Annotated in this window: 17 protein-coding genes; 14 read left to right on the forward strand and 3 right to left on the reverse strand. The window is 68.5% G+C overall.

Going from position 1 to position 21,250, the window contains the following annotated elements; translation table 11 throughout:
• Positions 1 to 29 precede the first annotated feature (29 nt).
• Both AOZ06_RS08820 and AOZ06_RS08825 read left to right on the forward strand, forming a co-directional pair.
• On the forward strand, positions 30 to 707 hold the full coding sequence (locus AOZ06_RS08820) for an SDR family oxidoreductase (protein ID WP_054288987.1): 678 nt from the start codon (positions 30 to 32) through the stop codon (positions 705 to 707).
• Positions 708 to 732: 25 nt separating this feature from the next.
• Complete coding sequence (locus AOZ06_RS08825) at positions 733 to 1,305, forward strand: TetR/AcrR family transcriptional regulator (RefSeq protein ID WP_054288988.1); 573 nt, start codon at positions 733 to 735, stop codon at positions 1,303 to 1,305.
• Between the two features lie 43 nt (positions 1,306 to 1,348).
• On the opposite strand, the gene AOZ06_RS08830 is transcribed toward AOZ06_RS08825, so the two are convergent.
• Complete coding sequence (locus AOZ06_RS08830) at positions 1,349 to 3,226, reverse strand: hypothetical protein (RefSeq protein WP_054288989.1); 1,878 nt, start codon at positions 3,224 to 3,226, stop codon at positions 1,349 to 1,351.
• Between the two features lie 239 nt (positions 3,227 to 3,465).
• Between AOZ06_RS08830 and AOZ06_RS08835 the strand changes: the two genes are divergently transcribed.
• From AOZ06_RS08835 to AOZ06_RS08845, 3 genes are all read left to right on the forward strand, one after another.
• Positions 3,466 to 4,410, forward strand: coding sequence for a hypothetical protein (locus AOZ06_RS08835; RefSeq protein WP_054288990.1), 945 nt, complete (start codon positions 3,466 to 3,468; stop codon positions 4,408 to 4,410).
• A gap of 152 nt (positions 4,411 to 4,562) precedes the next feature.
• The gene (locus AOZ06_RS08840; RefSeq protein ID WP_054288991.1) at positions 4,563 to 6,329 is read left to right on the forward strand and encodes a PKD domain-containing protein; all 1,767 of its coding nucleotides are present in this window, start codon (positions 4,563 to 4,565) and stop codon (positions 6,327 to 6,329) included.
• A gap of 19 nt (positions 6,330 to 6,348) precedes the next feature.
• Positions 6,349 to 7,422, forward strand: coding sequence for a trypsin-like serine protease (locus AOZ06_RS08845; RefSeq protein WP_169798884.1), 1,074 nt, complete (start codon positions 6,349 to 6,351; stop codon positions 7,420 to 7,422).
• A 159-nt stretch (positions 7,423 to 7,581) separates the two neighbouring features.
• Here the strand turns inward: AOZ06_RS08845 and AOZ06_RS08850 are convergent, their stop codons facing one another.
• Positions 7,582 to 8,049 (reverse strand): MarR family winged helix-turn-helix transcriptional regulator, encoded by a 468-nt coding sequence (locus AOZ06_RS08850; RefSeq protein WP_054288993.1) that lies wholly within the window; start codon positions 8,047 to 8,049, stop codon positions 7,582 to 7,584.
• A gap of 86 nt (positions 8,050 to 8,135) precedes the next feature.
• Between AOZ06_RS08850 and AOZ06_RS08855 the strand changes: the two genes are divergently transcribed.
• Positions 8,136 to 8,717: an NADPH-dependent FMN reductase gene (locus AOZ06_RS08855; RefSeq protein ID WP_054288994.1), complete on the forward strand. Its 582-nt coding sequence runs from the start codon at positions 8,136 to 8,138 to the stop codon at positions 8,715 to 8,717.
• Between the two features lie 10 nt (positions 8,718 to 8,727).
• Here the strand turns inward: AOZ06_RS08855 and AOZ06_RS08860 are convergent, their stop codons facing one another.
• On the reverse strand, positions 8,728 to 10,341 hold the full coding sequence (locus AOZ06_RS08860; protein WP_054288995.1) for an ABC-F family ATP-binding cassette domain-containing protein: 1,614 nt from the start codon (positions 10,339 to 10,341) through the stop codon (positions 8,728 to 8,730).
• 205 nt (positions 10,342 to 10,546) lie between these two features.
• Between AOZ06_RS08860 and AOZ06_RS08865 the strand changes: the two genes are divergently transcribed.
• The 8 genes from AOZ06_RS08865 to AOZ06_RS08900 all read left to right on the forward strand — a co-directional run bounded on the left by AOZ06_RS08865 (position 10,547) and on the right by AOZ06_RS08900 (position 21,237).
• A complete protein-coding gene (locus tag AOZ06_RS08865) occupies positions 10,547 to 10,984 on the forward strand; it encodes a MarR family winged helix-turn-helix transcriptional regulator (protein WP_054288996.1) in 438 nt (145 codons plus the stop codon).
• 338 nt (positions 10,985 to 11,322) lie between these two features.
• Entirely contained in the window at positions 11,323 to 12,117 is a 795-nt protein-coding gene (locus tag AOZ06_RS08870; RefSeq protein ID WP_054288997.1) for an alpha/beta fold hydrolase, read from the forward strand.
• A 55-nt stretch (positions 12,118 to 12,172) separates the two neighbouring features.
• Positions 12,173 to 13,810 (forward strand): serine/threonine-protein kinase, encoded by a 1,638-nt coding sequence (locus tag AOZ06_RS08875; protein WP_157232928.1) that lies wholly within the window; start codon positions 12,173 to 12,175, stop codon positions 13,808 to 13,810.
• Between the two features lie 57 nt (positions 13,811 to 13,867).
• Positions 13,868 to 15,946, forward strand: coding sequence for a fibronectin type III domain-containing protein (locus AOZ06_RS08880; protein ID WP_054288999.1), 2,079 nt, complete (start codon positions 13,868 to 13,870; stop codon positions 15,944 to 15,946).
• 2 nt (positions 15,947 to 15,948) lie between these two features.
• On the forward strand, positions 15,949 to 16,896 hold the full coding sequence (locus AOZ06_RS08885; protein WP_417999944.1) for an AAA family ATPase: 948 nt from the start codon (positions 15,949 to 15,951) through the stop codon (positions 16,894 to 16,896).
• Between the two features lie 2 nt (positions 16,897 to 16,898).
• Entirely contained in the window at positions 16,899 to 18,035 is a 1,137-nt protein-coding gene (locus AOZ06_RS08890) for a DUF58 domain-containing protein (protein WP_054289001.1), read from the forward strand.
• Positions 18,032 to 20,053 carry a transglutaminase TgpA family protein gene (locus tag AOZ06_RS08895; RefSeq protein ID WP_169798885.1) on the forward strand — a complete coding sequence of 674 codons (2,022 nt, stop codon included), beginning with the start codon at positions 18,032 to 18,034 and terminating at the stop codon, positions 20,051 to 20,053. The genes AOZ06_RS08890 and AOZ06_RS08895 overlap by 4 nt, the downstream gene beginning before the upstream one ends.
• Positions 20,050 to 21,237, forward strand: a complete 1,188-nt coding sequence (locus tag AOZ06_RS08900; protein WP_157232929.1) for a serine/threonine protein kinase — start codon at positions 20,050 to 20,052, stop codon at positions 21,235 to 21,237. The genes AOZ06_RS08895 and AOZ06_RS08900 overlap by 4 nt, the downstream gene beginning before the upstream one ends.
• Positions 21,238 to 21,250 lie beyond the last annotated feature (13 nt).

Genomic DNA, 21,250 nt, shown 5'->3' on the forward strand with positions numbered 1-21,250 from the left:
TAAGCTGGAGACAAGAGAGAGGAACGATCATGGACTTCGAGAAGACCGTGGCAGTGGTGACCGGCGCCAACCGCGGCCTGGGCCGTGAGTTCGCGCGCCAGCTGGCAGAGCGCGGCGCCAAGGTCTACGCGGCGGTGCGGCGCCCGGAAAGCGTCGAGGATCCCGGCGTGATCCCGATCAAGTTCGACCTCACCGACGAGGCATCCATCGACAACGTCGCCAAGATCGCCGCCGACGCGACGCTGCTGGTCAACAACGCGGGGGTCTCGACACAGGCCAACCTGCTCGACGGCGACTTCGACAAGATCCGCCTGGAGATGGAGACGCACTACTTCGGCACGCTGGCCGCGACGCGTGCCTTCGCCCCGGTCATCGAACGCAACGGCGGCGGGGCGATTCTCAACGTGCACTCGATCCTGAGCTGGCTGCACGCGCCGCAGCTGGGTGCCTACAGCGCGGCGAAGGCGGCCGGTTGGGCGATGAGCAACGCGCTGCGGCAGGAACTGGCGCCCAGGGGCATCCAGGTGACGGCGTTGTACGTTGCCTACATGGACACCGACATGGCTGCCATGGTGGCTCCGGCGGACAAGATCGACCCCGCGGGCGTGGCTTCGGCGAGCCTCGACGGCGTCGCGGCGGGTGTCGCCGAGGTCATCGGGGACGAGCGGACGCGGTCGGTGCGGGAGCGCCTCGGCGCCGCGATCTAGGCTGGTGGTGCGGAGAGGAGCAGCGGTGCGGCACAAGGAGTTCGATCCGGGCGTCGCCCTCGAACGGGCGATGACCATGTTCTGGGAACGCGGCTACGAGGGCACGTCCATTCAGGACCTGGTCGAGGGCATGGGTATCGGCCGGCGCAGCCTGTACGACACCTTCGGCGACAAGCACGAGTTGTTCATGCGGTCGATCAACAGGTACGCCGACATCCAGTCCGAGAGGCTCAACGCCGTCGCCGACACCGCTCGCACGGGCCGCGACGCTGTCCGTGACCTGCTGTCGGTCGTCCTGCGGCCCGAGGCGCACATGAGAGGTTGCCTGCTGGTGAACGTGGCGACGGAGCTCGCCGCGCGCGACAGCGAGGCTGCTCAGCGCGTCGACCGGTACATGGACATCTCCAGGGAGATCATGCTCGCCATGGTCCGGCGCGGCCAGCAGGACGGCAGCATCGGCGCTCCGCAGCGCCCTGAAGTGCTCGCGAGCATGCTGCTCAACGCGTGGCTCGGCCTGCGGGTCGCGGTGCGGTCGGGCGCGGACCGCAAGCGCTTGCGCAAGGACATCGACGAGATCATGACCGTGCTCGACCGGTGACGGTGTCTCGCCACGCCCAACCGTGACGAGACACCGTCATGCATCACGGATACTGCTTGATGTACACCGGCTGACCGACTTTCGTCGTGTCAGCCGCGTCACCGACGCCGTTGACCACGTGGTCGATGATCCCGGCGCTGAGGTTCACCGTCATGATGTGGCGCAGCTTCACGCCAGGGGTCTGCGGCACCTCGAAACCGTTCTCGGTGTGGATCTGCGGGTTGTTCTGGTTGAACACGTAGACACCCGCGCCGTGCAGCGTGTGGTTGCGGACGTGCGCGCCGACCTTGTACCCGGCGTAGCCCTCGACGGTGCCGTTCATCCAGTCGGCCTGCGTCGGCGGGTCGTACGGCAGTTCGTTCTGGTACAGGATCGTCGTGCCGTTCTCGCCGTACCAGGTCGTGTTGTACTGCTGGAAGTGCTCGACGAACAGGCCGGTGGCGGTGACGTTGTCGCCGTTGATCACCGCGCCCGTGCGCCCGGTGTTGGTGTTCCAGCGCTGGGTGTCGGTGAAGCCCTCGATGCCGTGGTCGGCCCGCCACACCCACGTGTGGTCGATCAGCACGTTGTCGCTGTTGACTTCCAGTGCGGTGTCGGTCTTGCCGACGTGCGGCCCGCCGACCCGGAAGTACACATCGGACAGCGTGGTCGGGTTCCGCGGCGAACTCCAGCTCCAGCCGCGCTGCTTGCCCACGCGCAGCAGCACGGGCGATTCCTGCGGGCCCGCGTCGATCGTGACGCCCGCGACGACCACACCGGGGACGTCACCGATCTCCAGGGGCACCGCGCCGCGTGCTGCGGTCAGCGTCGCGTGGCCGATGCCGAGGACCACGGTGTTGGGCCTGCGGACCTGGATGCTGCGGGCGATGTCGTACACGCCAGGCGTCAGCAGCAGGTGCTTGCCTAGCGCGAGGTGCGTGTTGATGGTCTGCACCGAGTCGCCCGGCTTGGCCACGTGGAAGTCGCTGATCGGGATCGTGCGGCCGGGCGTGATGCCGTTGCCCCACGAGATGCCCCGCGAGTCGTGCTGGGCGGACGGCACGCGGACGTTGTACTTGCCCTTGGCGTCGGCGAACAGGTACGGCTTCTCCCGGCTGACCGGGGTCTTGTCCAGCGTCGTGTACGGCGGCGCCGGGAACGCCGAGTCGTCGGGTGCGCCGACCACGCCGGAGAAGACCTGGTTCCACACGCCGTTGGACCAGCTCGCCACCTCGGTGTTGCGGGTCAGCCACTGCTGCTGCGAGCCGTTGGTGGTCGCGGGCAGCCGTGAGTCGGCGATGAACCCGCCGCTGGCGTACTGCGGGCCGTCGGTGCAGTAGTCCATCAACGACAGGCCGCCGCCCTTGATGTCGAGCCTGCGCAGCGACACCGCCTGGGAGACCGCCCAGAAGTTGGCCGACGAGCGGCAGCCGTCCTGGCCCTTGGCGTTGATGTTGATGTTCAGCGACAGGTTGGACAGCGTGCGCCAGAAGTTGACCAGAGCGAGGCAGTTCGGGCCCGCGTTGTTCAGGCACCGGTTGTAGACCTCGATCTTGCCGTTGATCACGACGTCGGTCGGTGCCGCGCCGAGTCCCGAGACCTCGGTGTAGTAGCCGACCTTGATCTGCAACGGCTTGTCCGCGGTGCCGTACGTGCCCGGCTTGAACAGGAACGCGTACCGCTGGGTGCCCATCTCGTTGTCGACCTGCTTGGCGTGGGTGGCGTCCAGCGTCGCCTGGATCCGCTCGACCGGCATGCTCGGGTCGAAGACGGTGACGCCGGGACCGAAATCGGGGCCGCCGCCGCGCCGGTCAGTCACCGGATCCGCCGCGGCGGTGCCGCCCGCTGCCGTGACGAGGGCGAGACCGAGCACGACGGCCCCGCCCCATCTGGACAAAAGCGTGTAAGCGCTCCCACGCGCCGGGTGCTGCACGATCGTCATCGACCTGCCTGTTCGCCAGTGGCCGGTCGGCGCGCCAGGCGGAGAGAGCGCTCTCTCGCCCGCCGGGCCGGAACCGGGCGACGGATGGGGGGATCGGATATTTCTACCTCGTGGATCGGTTCAGCGCCATGGGGCGGGCGCAGTGGGAAACACTCACGAGGATCGGCCGTTGCTTGTTATCCAAGTTAACTGGTAAACGCGAACAAGACGCAACGGGCAGAGTCGCCTAGGAGGTTCGTATGTCGACGAATGCGACGCCGGACCAAGCACTGCGCGCGCAGCTGCGACAGGCACTGCGGCACGGGCCGTTCCCGGCCGCGTTGCACCTCGCCATCGAGGCGAGCGGCCTGACCCTCGACCAGATCCAGGTGCGGCTGGTCGAACAGGGAGCCAGGGTCAGCGTGCCGACGTTGAGCTACTGGCGCCGTGGCCGCAGCAGGCCGGAACGCCCCGGTTCGATCCGGGCGGTGCGCTGCCTCGAGCACCTGCTCGACCTGCCGGCGGACTCACTGGTGGCCCTGCTCGGGCCGGTCCGCCCGAGGGGCCGGTGGATCGGCCACGTCACCGGCAGCACCGACATGGGCAAGCTGTTCGAGACGGGCCGCGCGGTCGAGATGCTGACCGAGGTCGGCGTGCCGCCACGCGGAGCGCTCACCCGGATCAGCACGCAGGTCACCGTGACGATCGATTCGCACCGCCGGACCAGCAGCATCCACCTGCGGGAACTGGTGGTCGCCAACGTCGACCGGCTGTCGCGCTGCGGGGTCATCCACATCACCCAGGAGGACCCGGCCAACCCGCCGACCCTGGCGGGCGTGCGGTTCTGCCGTGCCGGGCGCGTGCGGATGGACGACGCCGAAGGCGTCACGGCCGCCGAGCTGATCCTCGACCGGGTGCTCGACGCCGGGGAACGCGCGCTCGTCGAGTACGAGTGGCGGTTCGACCCGGGCGTGCGGATGCTCAACTACGAGTACCGGTTCCAGCAGCCGATCCGGGAGTTCGTGCTGCAGACCAGGTTCGAGCCCGGCGTGATCCCGGCGCAGTGCCACCGGTACGCCCGGCAGGACGTGAGCGGGGCCGAGGAGGACCGCACCGAACTGTGGATCGGCAGCTCGAACACCGCGCTCGTGGCCGAGTCCGACGTGCCGTCCGGCATCGTCGGCATGCGCTGGCAGTGGTCCTGATCCCGGGGGCCTGATCCGGGCTCTGACCTGCGCATTCAACTGGGTTGACAGTATTGCCGCGTGGCTGCCGCTCGTGCGCCTAACAACTATGGTCAGTCCGCGTTTCCGATCTTTATGTTCCGAGCGGTCATCTCCCTGCACTCGGAGGAACTATGGGAACGTGGAAACGGCGCTTCCTGGCGTCGGTACTCGCCGCAACGGCGGGCCTCGTGCTCGGAACAGCGAACACCGCGGTCGCGGAACCTGAGGGCGTTGTCGTCGACAAGACCACCAACCCGGTGGCGGGCACCTACCTGGTGACGTACAAGCCTGAAACCGCTGCGAGGGCATCGGTTCAGCAGACCGCGCAGAGCCTCACCGACCGGTTCGGCGGAAACGTCGACGCCGTGCTGAGCAAGACGATGTCCGGCTTCGTCGTGACGGGCCTGTCCGACCGGGCGGCCCGCAGGCTGGCCGCCGACCCCCGGGTCGCCGAGGTCCGCCAGTCGGGCACCGCCCGGATCGGCACGTCGGCACTCGGTCCCGGCGGAACGCAGAAGGACCCGCAGAACTGGGGTATCGACCGGATCGACCAGCGCGACCGGCCGCTCGACCGGTCGTACACGTACCCCAACGACGGGGCCGGTGTCACCGCGTACATTGTGGACACCGGAATCAACTACTCGCACAACGAGTTCGGCGGCCGGGCCAAGGCGGGCGTCGACTTCGTCAACGCGAACGACGGCGGCAAGGACTGCCACGGCCACGGCAGCCACGTCGCCGGGATCGTCGGCGGCTCGACCCGTGGCGTGGCCAAGAAGGTCGACCTGGTCGCCGTGCGGATCCTCAAGTGCGACGGATTCGGCCTCGACACCGACGTGAACAAGGCCGCGGAGTGGATCGCGCAGAACGCGAAGAAGCCCGCTGTCGTCAACATGAGCATCTACACCGACGACCCCGACGTCGCCGTCTCGGCGATCCGCGGCTCGATCAACTCGGGCGTCCAGTGGGCGCTGATCAACGGCAACAACGGCGGCAACGTCTGCAGCTACGGTCCCGGTGGCCAGATGACCGAGGGCGTCACGACAGGCAGCACGACCAGCAGCGACGGCAAGCGCTCCGACTCCAACTACGGCACCTGCATGGACGTCTGGGCGCCCGGCGACAGCATCAACTCCGCCTGGTACAACGGGAACAGCTCGTACAACACCATCGGCGGCACCTCGATGGCCGCGCCGCACGTGGCCGGTGCGATGGCGTTGCGCCTGCACGACGAGCCCGGCAGCACGCCTGCCCAGCTCGAGAAGTGGATCGTCGACAACGCGAGCCAGGGCAAGCTGTCCGGGATCGGCAGTTCCCCCAACAAGTTGCTGTACATCCCGAACACCGGCACCCCACCGGACGGCCCGGTCGCGCGGTTCACCGCGTCGTGCCCGTCGAACGGGCTGAAGTGCTCCTTCGACGGATCCACTTCCTCCGGCACGATCTCGTCCTACAAGTGGGCCTTCGGCGACAACACCGCCGACGGCGACGGCAAGACCGTCGACCACACGTACGGCACGAAGGGCACGTACACCGTCAAGCTGACGGTCACCGACAACGCCGGCAAGTCCAACACCGCCGAGCAGCAGGTGAACGTGGGCAGCAGCGGCGGCGGGCAGCCCCCGACGTCGAGCTTCACCGTGAACTGCCAGTCCTCGGCGAAGTGTGCCTTCGACGGCAACGGATCCCGCGACCCCGACGGTCAGATCTCCAGCTACGCCTGGGACTTCGGGGACGGCACGACCGGGAACGGCGCCACGACCAGCCACACGTACCCCGCCAAGAGCGCGACCTACACCGCCAAGCTGACCGTGACCGACAACTCGGGCAACTCGGCGACCTCGCAGCGTTCCGTCCAGTGCTGGGGCTTCGGTTCCGGTCAAGCCTTCTGCTTCTGAGAGGCATGCCATGAAAATCATGAAGGCACTCGTTGCCTCGCTCGTGGGCCTGGCGTGCGCCGCGAGCCCGGCGATCGCTGACGAACAGCCGGGTGTGCGGGTCATCAACGGCCAGCAGACCACGGTGTCGGAGTACCCGTTCATCATCGCCCAGATGCGCACCGGCGGTGCCCGGCCGGCCGAGCAGTCCTGCACCGGTTCGGTCGTCGGCAAACGCGCGGTGATCATCGCCGCGCACTGCAAGTTCGGCCAGGGCGAGCCGAAGTACCTGGTGTACGGCCGCGACGACCTCGTGGACACCAGCAAGGGCACGCGGATCGAGGTCCAGGAGTTCCGCGTGCACCCGAAGTTCACGCACGCCGACGCGTGGCGTGAGGGCTACGACGTGGCGATCATCTTCACCAAGACCGACATCCCCACACCCGCGGGGATGCAGTACCCGAAGATCGCCAACTCGAGCGACAAGCTGTCGATCGGCACCGCGGGAACCGCGGTCGGCTACGGCAAGACCGACAAGGACGACGCGCGCAAGAACAGCAAGCTGTGGAAGACGACGCTGCCTGTCGTCGACGACTCGAACTGCCGCAACATCGCGGGCCAGTTCAACGCCACGTACATGTTCTGCGACGGCTACGGCGACGGCCGGACCGGGTTGTGCCAGGGCGACAGCGGCGGACCGTACCTTGTGGACGGCAAGATCTACGGCGTCTTCTCGTGGCTGCGCACCGACTGCGCGTCGTACAACGCGCACGCCAAGCTGTGGGGCGTGCTGGGCGACTGGGCCAACGAGCAGCTGGGCGACACCGGCCCGCCGCCGGGCGGCCCCGGCTCGTCGTTCACGGCCTCGTGCCCGTCCAGCCTGACCTGTGCCTTCGACGGATCGGGCTCCACCGGGACGATCTCGTCGTACTCGTGGGACTTCGGCGACGGGACCACGGGCAACGGCGCTCGGGTGAGCCACACGTACCCGAGCAAGAACGCCACCTACCAGGCGAAGCTGACCGTGACCGACGGCAGCGGGCGTTCGGCCACATCTCAGCGCGACATCAAGTGCTGGGGCTTCGGCGGCAGTCAGGGTTTCTGCTTCAGCTGACCGCCGAGACGTGCCGGGAGAGGGATCTGAGCAGGGGTGTTCCTCTCCCGGCACCCCTTCGTCGCCGACTCGTGATACCTGGGCGGACGCCACCCACGCGCTGACTCACCGCGTCCGTCCATTCGCGCCCACACCGCGCCCAACCGCGGTGTGGGCGCTTCATGCTTTCTCGATCTGCGCGACGATCGCGTCTGAGGCGGACTTGAGCATCCGCTGGGCGTCCGCGCCCAGTGCGTCGAACACGAGCGTGCGGACCGTCTCGACGTGCGCGGGCGCGGCGCGGACCAGGTGCTCGTGGCCGGACGCGGTGAGGATCGCGTTGGTGTAGCGGCCGTCGGACGGGTCGGGTTCGCGGCGGACGAAGCCGCGCTTCTCCAAGCGCTTGACCAGGTGCGACATCCGGGACAGCTCCGCGTTGACGAACACGGCGATGGTGCTGATCCGCATCGTCCACTCCGGCGATTCGGACAGGCCGACCAGCGTGTAGTACTCGACGAAGCTCAGCTGCGACTCGGTCTGCAGCTGGGTGTCCAGTGCGGCCGTCAGCCTGGACATCATCAGCGAGAACGACTGCCAAGTTGCCAGCTCGTCGGGGGTCAGCCACCGGGGCTCGGGTGTGGCGGGCATGACACCAGTCTATTTCACTTGAACATTCAAGTCGTGCTAGATTTCACGTGAAGATTCAAGTGATCGAACCTACGGCAGGATGTCCCATGAGTGACCTGAAGATCGCGATCATCCTCGGCAGCACCCGTCCCGGCCGCAACGGCAAGGCCGTCGCCGACTGGGTGGCGCAGCTGGCCGAGTCGCGCACCGGCGCGGACTACGAGCTGGTCGACCTGCTCGACTTCCCGCTGCCGCACCTGGACGAGGCCATCCCGCCGACCATGGGCCAGTACGCCAACGAGCACACCAAGGCGTGGGCGGCGAAGATCGACTCGTACGACGGCTTCATCTTCGTCACGCCGGAGTACAACCACTCCACCTCGGGCGTGCTGAAGAACGCGCTCGACTATCTCTACGGCGAGTGGAACAACAAGGCCGCCGGGTTCGTCAGCTACGGCTCCCTCGGCGGCGCACGCGCCATCGAACACCTGCGTGCGATCTGCAGCGAGCTGCAGATCGCGCACGTCCGCCAGCAGGTCAGCCTGTCGTTGTTCACCGACTTCGAGAACTTCTCGGTGTTCAAGCCGGCGGAGCCGCACCACGACTCCGTGCAGGTCCTGTTCGACCAGCTGGAGTCGTGGAGCAGCGCGATGAAGAACGTGCGCCGGCCTGCTGCCGTCGCCGCCTAGGTCCTAGGCCCTAGTCGGCCTCGGGCGGCCCGCTCTCGGTGAGCTTGCCGTCCGCGAGGTACAGCCACCGGCGCACCCCGATGTCGGCGAGGAACCGATCGTCGTGACTGACCACGACGAACGCACCCCGGTACGCGTTCAGCGCACTGGTGAGCTGCTCCACACTGACCAGGTCCAGGTTGTTGGTCGGCTCGTCGAGCAGGAGCAACTGCGGTGCGGGCTCGGCGCGGAGCACGCACAGCAGCGTCGCCCGCAGACGCTCCCCGCCGGACAACGCGCCGACCGGCAAGTTGGCCCGCTCGCCCCGGAACAGGAAACGCGCGAGCAGGTGCATCATCTCGGACAACGGCAGGTGCGGCGCGGCTGACCGCAGGTTGTCCATAGTGGAGCGCTCAAGGTCGAGCAGGTCGAGTTTCTGCGACAGGAACGCGACCCGCCCGTCAGCGCGGGTCATCAGTCCGCTGTCCGGCGTGAGCAGCCCGGCGACGAGCCGGAGCAATGTGGACTTCCCCACACCGTTGGCGCCGAGCAACGCGATCCGCTCAGGCCCGCGGATCGAAAGATCCACGCCCTCGCCGGAGAACAACGAACGAACCTGCATCCGCTGCCCGTTGAAAACGGTCCGGCCCGCGGGGACGTCGGTGTCGGGCAGCGAGAGCGCGATGGTCTGGTCCTCCCGCAACGCGCGGTCGGCCTCGTCCACTTTGGCCTTGGCGGCGTCCAGGCGCTGCGAGTGCATGGTGTCCGCCTTGCCCGCGCTCTCCTGGGCGCGGCGCTGCAACCCGCCCTTGATGATCCGCGGGATGTCGGTGTTGGTCCGTGCGCCGGTCGCCGCCCGGCGCGCGGAACGCTCCCGCGCCTGCTGCAGTTCCCGCTTCTCCCGCTTGAGGTCCTGCTCGGCGTTGCGCAGGTTCTTCTCGGCGACCTCACGAGCGGCCTGCCTGGCGGCCTCGTAGTCGCTGAAGTTGCCGCCGTGGAACCGGATCTCGCCGTGGCCGAGCTCAGCGATGCGGTCCATCCGGTCGAGCAGGGCACGATCGTGGCTGACGAGCAGAAGACAGCCCCTCCACTCGCCGAGCACGTCGTGCAGACGCCGGCGCGCAGCCCGATCGAGGTTGTTGGTCGGCTCGTCGAGCAGCAGCACATCGGGCTGCTTGAGCAACTGCGCGGCCAGCCCGAGCGACACGATCTGCCCACCGGACAACGTGCCGATCGTGCGGTCGAGGGTGACATCGGGCAACCCGAGCCTGCCGAGCTCGACCCGGGCACGTTCTTCGATGTCCCAGTCGTTGCCGATGGTGGTGAAGTGCTCCTCACCGGCATCGCCGGCCTCGATGGCCCGCAGGGCACGGACGACAGGGGCGATCTCCAGCACCTCGGCGACCGTGGGCTCACCGGCGAGCGGCAACGTCTGCGGCAGATAACCCACCACCCCCTCGGTGGTCACAGAACCGCTGAGCGGCTCGTAGACACCGGCCATGAGCTTGAGCAACGTGCTCTTGCCGGCCCCGTTGGGCGCGACCAGCCCAGTACGACCGACGCCGACGCTGAAGGTGAGGTCCTGGAAAACCGGAGTGTCATCCGGCCAGGAAAAGGACAGAGCAGAACAAACGATCTTGGACACCGGGAAACTCCCAGAAACACGCGCGTGCGGAGGACATGACGAAGAGCGGTGGCACCACAGGCGCACCGCTGGTCAGGCCGGGCTCACCCGGAGACGTCGTCCTCGGCAACGAGCATCGGAAGCATGACTCCTCTCGACTGATCATCGACTGTAACAGCCGCGGGTAACCTGAGAGGTCAGGCCGCGAGGAGAAACCGAGGCAACCGTGAGCGAGTCGACGCCGCCACCGACAGTGGGGGAGCTGCTCTGCTTTGACCTGTACTCGACCTCACGGGCGGTGACAGCCTTCTACCGCCCGATGCTCGAGCGAACAGGCCTGACCTACCCCCAGTTCCTGGTCCTGACCCTGCTCTGGGAACAGGACAAGCAGACCATGGGAGCCCTGGCCCAGCGCCTGGACCTGGAGTACAACACGGTCTCCCCGCTGGTGAAGAGAATGGTGAAAGCAGGCCTGGTGACCCGCGTCGCCAACCCGGCGGACGAACGCTCGGTCCTGGTCGAGCTCACCGACGAAGGCACCAAGCTCCGCTGGGTCTCGCACGAGATGACCGGCCAGCTCGGCACCGCTTTGGGGATGACGGACGACGAGATAGCCGTGCTCAGGAAGATGCTGAACAGGGTGCGTTCCGGCGCGTTGGAGTAGGCGGGCTCGACGGCTGGCAGTTGGCGGTGGTGGCTGGTGACCGGTCGCTGGTGGCGGGCGGTACCGGTGGCTGGTAGCTGGTAGCGCGTGGCGGTGCTGTGTTGCGTGGGGCGGTGCTGTGTTGCGTGGGGCACGTCGTCCAGCACATCTGACATCGGAGAGTGAAAGTGCGTAACCGAAGGTAGTTGACGTTAGGCCGACGGGACGTAGAAGGGCAAAACGCCCAGCTCAGAGCCTGCGTGACTCAACTTACATCGTGCGCGATCTTTTCAAGCACGACTCGTCCGGCTACATTCGATCGTGCACAACTAAAGCGTGCACGATGAAAAGGAGTCGAGATGGCCAAGCTCAAGAAGCTCGCAGTCCTGGGAGCAGTCGCCGCGATCGCATCCGCCGGGGTTGTCCCACTCGCGGCGTCCGCGGCACCCACCAAGGACCCGAAGCCCACGATCGTCCTGGTGCACGGAGCCTTCGCCGAATCGGCCAGCTGGAACGGCGTGATAGCAAGGCTGCGGCAACGCGGCTATCCAGTGATCGCGGCAGCCAACCCGTTGCGAAGCCTGGAAGGTGACATCGCGTACCTGCGCCAGGTCCTCGCAGGCATCCACGGCCCCATCGTCCTGGCTGGACACTCGTACGGAGGCATGGTCATCTCCGGTGCGGCTGCGGGCAACCCGCAGGTCGAGGCACTCGCGTACATCGCGGCGTTCGCGCCGGAAACGGGCGAGTCCGCGCTCGAGCTGTCCAACAAGTTCCCTGGCAGCATTCTCGGCCCCACTCTCGACGCAAACCCGTTGGGAGACGGCACGAACGACCTGACCATCAAGCAGGAGAAGTTCCGGACCCAGTTCGCCGCGGACGTCCCACGAGACGAGGCCGCGCTGATGGCCGCCACCCAACGGCCAGTCCGGGACGCCGCCCTCAACGCACCCGCGGGCCCAGGTGCGTGGCACACCATCCCGTCCTGGTTCGTGATCCCGGCCGCGGACAAGAACATCCCCTTGACCGCGCAGCGGTTCATGGCTCAACGCGCGCATGCCCGTGAGGTCGTCGAGTCGCGCGGGGCTTCGCATGCGGTGACGGTCTCGCGGCCTGACGAAGTCGCGGCGCTCATCGCCAAGGCCGCCAGGTGATCCCGGCTCGCACGTTCACACGGAAGTGGTTCGGCCCTCTCGGTACATTGCCTTCGTGACACAGGGCGAGGGGAGGGTCGTCGCCAAGCGGTATCGCCTGGTGGCGGCCATCGGTCGCGGCGGAATGGGCGTCGTGTGGCGTGCGCACGACGAGTACCTGCACCGGGATGTGGCGATCAAGGAACTCCGGCTCGACGAGTCGGCCGATCCCAGCGAGTCGGAACCTGCGGTGCGCCGCGTGTTGCGGGAGGCCAGAGCGGCGGCCCAGCTCAGACACCCCGGGATCGTCACCGTGCACGACGTGGTCACCGACGACGGCCTGCCGTGGATCGTGATGGAGCTGATCGAGGGCCGCTCGCTGGCCGACATCCTCGATCACGACGGCCCGTTGCCCGTCGAGGAGGTGGCGCAGGTCGGCCTGCAGGTGTTGCGTGCGCTGGACGCGGCGCACCAGCGGGGCATCCTGCACCGGGATGTCAAGCCGGGCAACATAATGCTCGACGGTGACCGCGTGGTTCTCACCGACTTCGGCATCGCTGTCATCGACGGCGCCAGCGCGTTGACCGGTACCGGGCAGCTGCCCGGTTCGCCGGAATACATCGCGCCGGAACGCATCGACGGTCATGAGGCCACCACAGCCGCGGACATGTGGTCGGTCGGGGTGACCCTGTACGGTGCGGCGGTCGGGCGTTCTCCCTTCAAACGCAAGGACATCCAGAGCACGCTGGCTGCGGCGGCGTCGCGTGATCCGGACCCCGACCAGCGGATCGGCCGGTTGTGGCCGGTCATCCAAGGCCTGCTGCGCAAGCAACCGGCCGAGCGGATGACCGCGGTCGCCGCCATCGACCGGCTCAGCACGATCGCGGCGACGCTCACGCCGCAAGGCGGACCGCCGAGGACGGTCGCCCTGGCCGATGGCCTGACCTGGATCGACAATGCGGGCAGCCCGGTCACGGATGTGGACCCGACAGCGCCGAACACCCGGACCGCGCCACCGCCGCTGATGCCTGTGCACCCGCCCGCGATGCCGGGAGACGTCACGCTCGACGTCGGCCCAGTCCGGCCGCCGAACAGGAAGCACGGGGTGTTGCTGGGCCTCGGCGCCGCTTTCGTGGTGGCTGTCGTGGTCGTCGTGATCACCCTCGCCTCGCAGTCGCCGCCGCAAGGCCAGCACCAGTCCCCGCAGTCGCCCGCCGACGTGAGCCCGGTGCCCGAACTGGCGTTGCAGGAAGAGAAACTGGGCTTCCAGATCCAGGTGCCCAAGGCGTGGACGCGGTCGGAGTCCCAGCCAGGCGTGCAGAGTGACGTCACCTGGACCGGTGCGCGGACCAATCCCGACAGCGGTGCGCTGCAGGTGCAGGTCCGGCGGGACGACGCCAACGTGCGGACGTCCTTGGTGGACTACCTCTCGACGCTCGACAACAGCAACGACAAGAGCCGCGACAACCTCGGCTACACGCGTATCGCGCTGGAGGACCACGGCAAGACCGCGGACCTCGAGTACGAGTACACCGCCGCGTCCGGTGGTACCGTCGTCCACGCGTTGACCAGGGCGTTCACCAACGACAGCGGTAGGCTCTACGTCCTGACGCTGACGTTGTACTCGAACAGCGCCGAGGCCGCGCAGGACGGCTGGAAAGCGGCGAAGCCGGTCCGCGACGCCATCCTCGGCAGCTTTCGAATCACCGTTTGACCTGCGGTAGCACCGTTCTCGGGACCCCTCCCGGACCGGCCGGGTAGCTTGCCGCGGGTGTTCAAGCGGAGCCGGCCGTTCGCGTTGATCGCCGTACTCGCCGCCGGCGTGCTCGTCGCCGCACTGACCGGCGCGGCCAAACCGCTGCCCGCCGGCCGGTTCGCGCTGAGCGGCCACTGGGTGTTCAACTCGCTGCTGCAGGTGGCGCTGCACATCGACGGCGCGACCACGAACATCGACGCGCACGCGGAGGTCGACGGCGAGCCGGGCAGCCAGGTCGTGCAGAGCGACACCCACGGGTACGTGGTCGGTGCGAACACCATCACCCAGTTCGACCGGGCCACGCTGGAAGTGCGCGACAGCATCAGCCCGCCTGCCGAGGAACGCCCGCTGCCCATCGAGGGCGTCGGCGGGCCTTACCTGGCATACCGGAACGCGGGCATGGTCATGCGGATGGGTGACCCGCCGACGGTCATCCGAGTCGGTGGCGCGTTCGGCACGCCGATCCTGACCAAGGACGGCACGCTGTGGCTGCACCGCCAGGAAGTCGGCCAGTTGTGCACCGTGAACAAGGACTCGACCGTGATCAACGGCTGCCCGGTCGACGTACCGCCCGGCCACACGGGCGCTTTGACCATTTTGGACGATCGAACGGCGTTCGTCGACACGTTCACCAGCACGCTGCACCCCATCGAGAACGGGAAACTCGGCGACGGTGTCCTACTCGGCGAGTCCGTCCCGCCGTACGCGCGGGCCGCGACGCAGGACGTCGGCGGCCGGGTGGCGATCCTCGATCCGCAGCGGCAGACGCTGCTGCTGGCCGACAGCAAGAACCCGCCGGGCGAACACGTCACGGTCTCGTTGCCGCCAGGCGACTACGAAGGCCCGATGTCGACCGGGGACGTGGTCGTGCTGGTGGAACGGCAAAGCGGCAACGTGCTGACCTACGCCCCGGACGGCCGGAGCAAGGAAACCAAGCCGATCAAGCAGAAGAACGGCGAACCGCGGCTCAGCCAAGGCGAGGACAACCGCGTCTACGTCGAAGACACCGACGGCACGCAGGTGATCGTCGTCGCCAGGGACGGCAACGTGCAGGACGTGTCCACAGCCGACCGCCCCAGCCCGACACCGGCGCCGAACACCGGTGGCCCGGGAGATGTCCGTGTCGCGGCACCGCCGCCGTCCCAGCCGCCGAAACAACCCACGAGGGAACCGGACAAGCCACAAGCGCCCCCGCCCGTCCCGCCTGGTCGCCCGGGTGCTCCCGCGTCGGTGTCGGCCACCGCGGGCAACAACGCGGCGGTGGTGAAATGGGGGTCGGCTGTCGACAACCGCGCGGACATCACGTCCTACCAGGTTTCCTGGCGTGCTAGCACGGGCCAGACAGGCTCGTTGACAACGGGCGGAGGCGCGCGTCAGACAACCGTGAACGGTCTGTCCAACGGCGTCAGCTACGTCTTCACGGTCACCGCGACCAACCGCATGGGCACTGGTCCAGGTGCTTCGTCCGCCGCGGTGACGCTTGTCGCGCCGGTCTCACCCGCGAGCGCACCGATCAACCTGAGGTCGAGCTACGACGTCAACGATCGCCCGACGAGAGACGTGACGCTGCTGTGGAACCAGCCGTCGCTCAACGGTGGCACGTTGGTGCACTACGTCGTCGCCGGGACGGGGCTGGCCCAGCGCACGGTGACCGGTACCCAGACGGCGTACGCGCAGTTGCCGTCGGCCACGAAGTACACGTTCACCGTGCGCGCGGTGACCAGGACGCCGGACGGCAACACGGTCACCGGCCAGCCCGCGACGCACGTCGTGCAGGACACACCGCCGCCCGCGGTGAAACCCCAGATCACGATCTCGCAGGGCGGGCCGTCCTCGTCTGACAACTGCGAACGCCCGAACTGCTTCTGGGTGATCACGAGGCTGACCGGTTTCCCGCCGGGGAAGTACCGGCTCACGCTCAGCTCGAACGCCAACCCCACTGTCAACAACAGTGAATCCGTGACGGTCAACGCGGACGGCAAGGGCGCTTACGACAAGCTCAACTACGACGTTCCCAACGAGACCGTCTGGGTGTCCGTGCAAGGCCCCGACGGCCGGGTTCAGTCGAACAAGATCGTCTGGAAGAAGGGGTGACCGTGTCGGCAGGCGAGGTCTACCAACGGATCGCGGACAACGTGCAACGCGTCCTGCGTGGCAAGCCGCAGGTCGTCAGGCTGGCGGTCGCCGCGTTGCTCAGCGAGGGGCACCTGCTCATCGAGGACGTCCCCGGCCTGGGCAAGACCACGCTCGCGCGGTGCCTGGCCCGCAGTGTCAGCGGCCGGTGGAGCAGGATCCAGTTCACGCCCGACCTGCTGCCGGGCGACATCACCGGTGTGCAGGTGTACCACCAGAACGACGAGAAGTTCGCGTTCCACCCCGGCGGGGTGTTCGCCAACGTCGTACTGGCCGACGAGATCAACCGCGGTACCCCGAAGACCCAGTCGGCGTTGCTGGAGGTGATGGCGGAGCGGCGGGTCACGGTCGACTCGGTCAGCCACGAGGTGCCGCGGCCGTTCCTGGTGATCGCCACCCAGAACCCGATCGAGATGGCGGGCACGTACCGGTTGCCCGAGGCGCAGCTCGACCGGTTCCTGATGCGGCTGCGGATCGGCTACCCGGACCTGAAGTCCGAGGTCATGGTGATCCTGAGCGACTGCGCGGGCGTCGACCCGGACGAACTGCCCGCGGTGGTGGACATCCCGACGCTGCAAGCAGCCGTCGCCGAGGTGCGCGCGGCACGGGTGCACACCGCGGTTGTGGAGTATGCCGCGACAATCGCGGCGCAGACTCGCCGGCACGGGGATTTGCGTTACGGCGCAAGCCCGCGAGGCAGCATCGCGCTGGTTCGTGCCGCACAGGCGGTCGCGGCGACCTACGGGCGTGGGTACGTCACCGTGGACGACATCAAGGAAGTCGCGCACCCGGTGCTCGACCACAGGCTGATCCTCACGCCGGACGCGGAGCTGCGGCAGCGCCGCGCCGAGGACATCGTCTCCGAACTGCTCAACGAGATCCCCGTTCCGGTCATGACGACAGGGGCTTGACCATGCGCTTGACGCAGCGTGGCACCGCCATGCTCGTGGCCGCGCCTGTCCTGCTCGTGTCGGGGTGGCTGGCCGGCTTCCCGGTGCTGATCGTGCTGGGGGCCATCGCTTTCTGCACGGTCGTGGCCGCTGTCGCCGTCGCTGGGCGCAAACCGCGTGTGGCCGTCGTCCGCGATGTCCACCCCGACCGGGTCGAGCGCGGCAGCCGCGCCGGGATTGTCCTGCGGGTGCGCAATCCGGGTGCACGCTGGCAATCCGCGTTCACCGCTGTCGACCGGCTCGGTGCCAGCACGTTGCGCATCGCCGTGCGCCCGCTGGCGCCCGGCGCCGAGCAGGCTTATCTGAACGAGCTGCCGACGTGGCAGCGCGGCAAGCACGAAGTCGGGCCGTTGACGTTGCGGCGCACCGACGCGCTGGGGCTCGGCGAGAACACGTTGTTCATCGGGGAAACAGCGACGCTGTGGGTGTACCCGCGGACGCTCCCGGTGCGTTCCGCCGCGAGCGGCCTGCCACTGCACCACCACGACGGCGCGGCGGACGAGACCTCGCCGCGCGGCTCGCTGGACATCCGCGAGGTGCGTGAGTACGTCCCCGGTGACGAGGTCCGCCACCTGCACTGGAAAGCCACGGCACGGACCGGGAAGCTGATGATCCGCGACTACGCCGACCCGCGGCAGCCCCAGTTCACCGTCCTGCTGGACAACCGCCCGCAGATCGCGGCGGCGCCGGAGTTCGAGGAGGCGGTCGACGTCGCCGCCTCGCTCGTGGTCGCCGCGGCCAAGGCCGACAACCGCTGCCAGCTGGCCACACCCAGCGGTGTCGACGTGATCACGACTCCCGGCGCCGTCGCCGTGCAGCGGCTGCTCGACGAGCTGTGCGTGTTGGACCGCACCACCGAGACCGATCTTCCTCTTGTGCCACGGGCGTTGGCGCAGTCGTGGGGCGGTCAGTTCGTGGTGATCTCGTCGGCTGTGTCCGCTGCTGATCAGGCCGCGCTGGCCCGTGTCCGGTCGCGGTACGCGGACCTCGTGGTGATCGCGCTGGGCAACCGGGACGCGGCTGTCGCGGGCGGCAAGGTCCTGCGTGCTGCCGACGCGGTCGACGCGACCCGGCAATGGCAGACGGTGATCGCCCGGTGAACACACCGAGCCCGGTCCGGATCCCGGCGGTGTGGGTCCTGCTGGCGGCCGCGATCCCCGGCCTGTTGTTCGCGCCGGTTTTCGGCCTGCGCCCGCTGCTGCTGCCCGTCGGCGCCGTTCTCGTGGCGTGCTACGCGGCTGTGGAACTGTGCTTGCGAGTCAAGGCTTTGCAGCCGTGGCGGCCACTCGTCGCCGCTGTGCTCGGGTTTCTCGCGTTGTGCGTGGCGATGTTCGGCGTGCCGAGCGTGGGCAACCTGGGCACGATGGTTTCCGGTGTGACGGACTCGTGGCAGCTCGTGGTGCAGTCGACCTGGCCCGTACGCCCCGGCGCCGAGGCGATGCTGTTCGTGCCGTTGCTGGTGTTGCTCGCGGCCGTGATCGGGATCGAGCTCCTGCGCTGGCCCGCTACGGCACTGCTGCCCGGCATCGCGGTGCTCGTCGTCAGCCAGGCGTTCGCGGCGGTGTCCGGGACGATGGCTGTCGTGGCGGCGCTCGGGTTCGCCGTGGTGGCGGCCGGGTTGTACATACCGAGGTGGCCCGGTTTGATGCTGGTGCCCACTGTCGTGCTCGGCGTGGTGGGTGCGGCGGTGGGCGCGTTGATCGACGTGGACGAGCCCTATTCCGTGCAACGCAACGACTCCGCGCAGGTCCCGCTGCCGCGCACGATCAGCCCGCTCGCGGAGGTCGCCGCGCGGCTGGGCAAACCGGACACCCCGGTGTTCAGCTACACCACCGACGGGCCGGTGGATCGGTGGCGTCTGGTCGTACTGACCCGGTTCAACGGTGTCACGTGGGAACCGTCGGACGAGTACCGCAGGCTCGGCGCGCAACTCGGGCCACCGGCCGACGCGGCCTCGGTGCGGTACTCGGCCAGGATCCAGGCGCCGACCGGGCAATGGCTGCCCAGTCAGGGGCTGCCCGCGTCGGTCACGGGCGCCGCGCCGCTGATCGACCCGGCGACGGGCGCGTTGTTGCTGCCCGACCGGCAAGGCGCGGTCGAGTACGACCTGAGCTGGTGGGAACCGCAGGCCGACGAGAAGCTGCCGGACGCCGCACTGTCGTCGGTGGACGCGCCCGGTGGGCTCGGCGTGATCCCGCCGGACATCCAGGAACTGGCGGCCACGGCCACCGGCGGGATGCGCCCGTCGTTCCGGACCGCCCTGCTGCTCGAGAAATACCTCAGGGACAACTACAAAGTGGTGACCGGCGGGGTGCTGCCGACCGGGAGCGGCTGGCCGCAGTTGCGCGACTTCCTGGTGCAGAGCAAGCGCGGCACGAGCGAGCAGTTCGCCGCGTCGTACGTCGCCATGGCACGGATCGTGGGCATTCCGGCACGGCTCGCTGTCGGGTATCGCGCGCCACGGACCCCGGTCGGCGCGGAGACGATCGTGCACAACCGGGACATCCTCGTATGGCCCGAAGTCGCCGTGGCCGGGTTCGGCTGGGTGCCGCTCGACCCGGCGGGCGGGGCCGGCGGTGCGGGACCGGCGCCGTCCCGGTTGGCGCAGATCACCGCGCAGGCACGGGACAAGGTGCAGCCGCCGGACAAGGTGCCCGAGCCGCCGCTGCCGCCACCTCCGCCCGTGCCGCTTCCGGACCCGCCTTTCGACTACCCCAAGGCGGTGCTGTGGGCCATCATCGGTCTGGTGGGCCCGGTTCTCCTGGCACTGCTCGTCGTGCCGGTGACGAAGATCGTGCGGTCACTGCGCCGCAGGCGCCGCACGGGCGCCGACGGGGTGGTGGCCGCCTGGTGGGAGGCCAGGGATCTGATGCGTGCGCACGGCAGCAGGATCACTCCCGGCATGACCCCGCGTGATCTGGCGCGGGCGACCTCGGACGCGTCCATCGTGAACGCGCTGCGGGGGATGGCCGGTCAGCTGGATGTCGCGTTGTGGTCGGGTTCGGGCGCGGATGACCACGCCGTCGCCAGTGCGTGGGCGGAGGTCCGGCAGATCCGCCGGACGCTCGCCGGGCGCACGTGGGGCGCCCGGCTGCGGGCGGTGTTCGCGATCCGATGACGTTCGAGTTCCTCGGCCGCGGCCCGTTCGCGGTCGTCAACGCCACCACGGTGTCGGGACATCCGGTGGCGGAGAAGACGTTCGACAAGTCCTTCGACCGCAGGACGTTGTCGGTGATCAAACGGGACCGGGACAAACTGGCGCAGTTGGCCGCGACGCTCCCGATCCTGCCGAGCGGCCCGCCGGAACTGCGTGACAAGAAACACCTGGTGCGGATGGAGTTGTGCGCCGAATCGCTGACCGCGCGGGTACGGCGGACCGGCGCGCTGGAAGTCGGCGAGGTCCTCGAACTCGGCTACGGCCTGGCTCGCGCGCTGACCGCCGCGCACGCGTCCGGCGTGCCGCACGGCGGCGTCAGCCCCAACAACGTGCTGTACCGAAGGTCCGGTCAGGCCGTTCTGTCGGACTTCGGCGTGGCGATCCGCCAGGCCGTGCCCCGCCGTGATCCCCTGCACGGGATCGAATGGATGTCGCCGGAGACACTGCAGTCCGGTGTGCTCGACGAACGCGCCGACGTGTACGGGCTCGGCACGCTGTTGTACTTCGCGCTGACCGGGGACTCGCCGTACCCCAAGCGGATCGGGGAGTCGCCGCTCGACCGGATCAGCCGGGTGTTCAACGAGCCCATCCCGGCGATCAGCAGGCCCGACGTGCCGATCGAACTGTCCACCGAGGTCGCGCGGATGCTGGCACCCGCGGCTGCGCACCGGACGGACAAAGCGGCCACGGTCGTGGCGAAACTCGGCCGGATGCTGTCCCGCACCGACCCCGGGCCGCCCAGCCCCGTGCACGCTCGCCGACCGTGGATTCCTTACGCCGTAGGGGGCGGCGTCCTGGCCGTGAGCGCGGCGGCGGTCCTGTGGTTCCTGCTGCCGGACGCGGATCAACCCGCCCCGCGGGCGGCAGCTCCGCAGGCCCCGGTGACGCTGGACCTGGCGGATCCGGTGGACCAGGGCAGTCAGATCATGCTCAGCTGGGAGAGTTCCCGGGCACTCGATGTCACTGTCGTGGTGATGCCGGACGGCGGGAAGCCGGACTACCAGCAGGCCAGCCGGGAGACGTCCGCCAAGGTCGCGGTCGACCCCACGCGCAAGTACTGCTTCAAGGTCAGAGGGACCAACGCGGGCGTCGCCCAGATTTACGAGAGCAAGGCGAAACCCGTCCGCGGGGCGGTGTGCCGGTGATGAAGTCCAGGAG

Origin of the sequence: Kibdelosporangium phytohabitans, assembly GCF_001302585.1 — a bacterium.
Lineage (GTDB): Bacteria > Actinomycetota > Actinomycetes > Mycobacteriales > Pseudonocardiaceae > Kibdelosporangium > Kibdelosporangium phytohabitans.

Bases quoted from the DNA above. Each gene is read 5' to 3' on its own strand.
- AOZ06_RS08890 (WP_054289001.1), top strand. From the start codon at position 16,899: ATGCGCTTGACGCAGCGTGGCACCGCCATGCTCGTGGCCGCGCCTGTC.
- AOZ06_RS08850 (WP_054288993.1), bottom strand. From the start codon at position 8,049: ATGCCCGCCACACCCGAGCCCCGGTGGCTGACCCCCGACGAGCTGGCA.
- AOZ06_RS08845 (WP_169798884.1), top strand. From the start codon at position 6,349: ATGAAGGCACTCGTTGCCTCGCTCGTGGGCCTGGCGTGCGCCGCGAGC.
- AOZ06_RS08840 (WP_054288991.1), top strand. From the start codon at position 4,563: ATGGGAACGTGGAAACGGCGCTTCCTGGCGTCGGTACTCGCCGCAACG.
- AOZ06_RS08820 (WP_054288987.1), top strand. From the start codon at position 30: ATGGACTTCGAGAAGACCGTGGCAGTGGTGACCGGCGCCAACCGCGGC.
- AOZ06_RS08870 (WP_054288997.1), top strand. From the start codon at position 11,323: ATGGCCAAGCTCAAGAAGCTCGCAGTCCTGGGAGCAGTCGCCGCGATC.
- AOZ06_RS08830 (WP_054288989.1), bottom strand. From the start codon at position 3,226: ATGACGATCGTGCAGCACCCGGCGCGTGGGAGCGCTTACACGCTTTTG.
- AOZ06_RS08900 (WP_157232929.1), top strand. From the start codon at position 20,050: ATGACGTTCGAGTTCCTCGGCCGCGGCCCGTTCGCGGTCGTCAACGCC.
- AOZ06_RS08835 (WP_054288990.1), top strand. From the start codon at position 3,466: ATGTCGACGAATGCGACGCCGGACCAAGCACTGCGCGCGCAGCTGCGA.
- AOZ06_RS08855 (WP_054288994.1), top strand. From the start codon at position 8,136: ATGAGTGACCTGAAGATCGCGATCATCCTCGGCAGCACCCGTCCCGGC.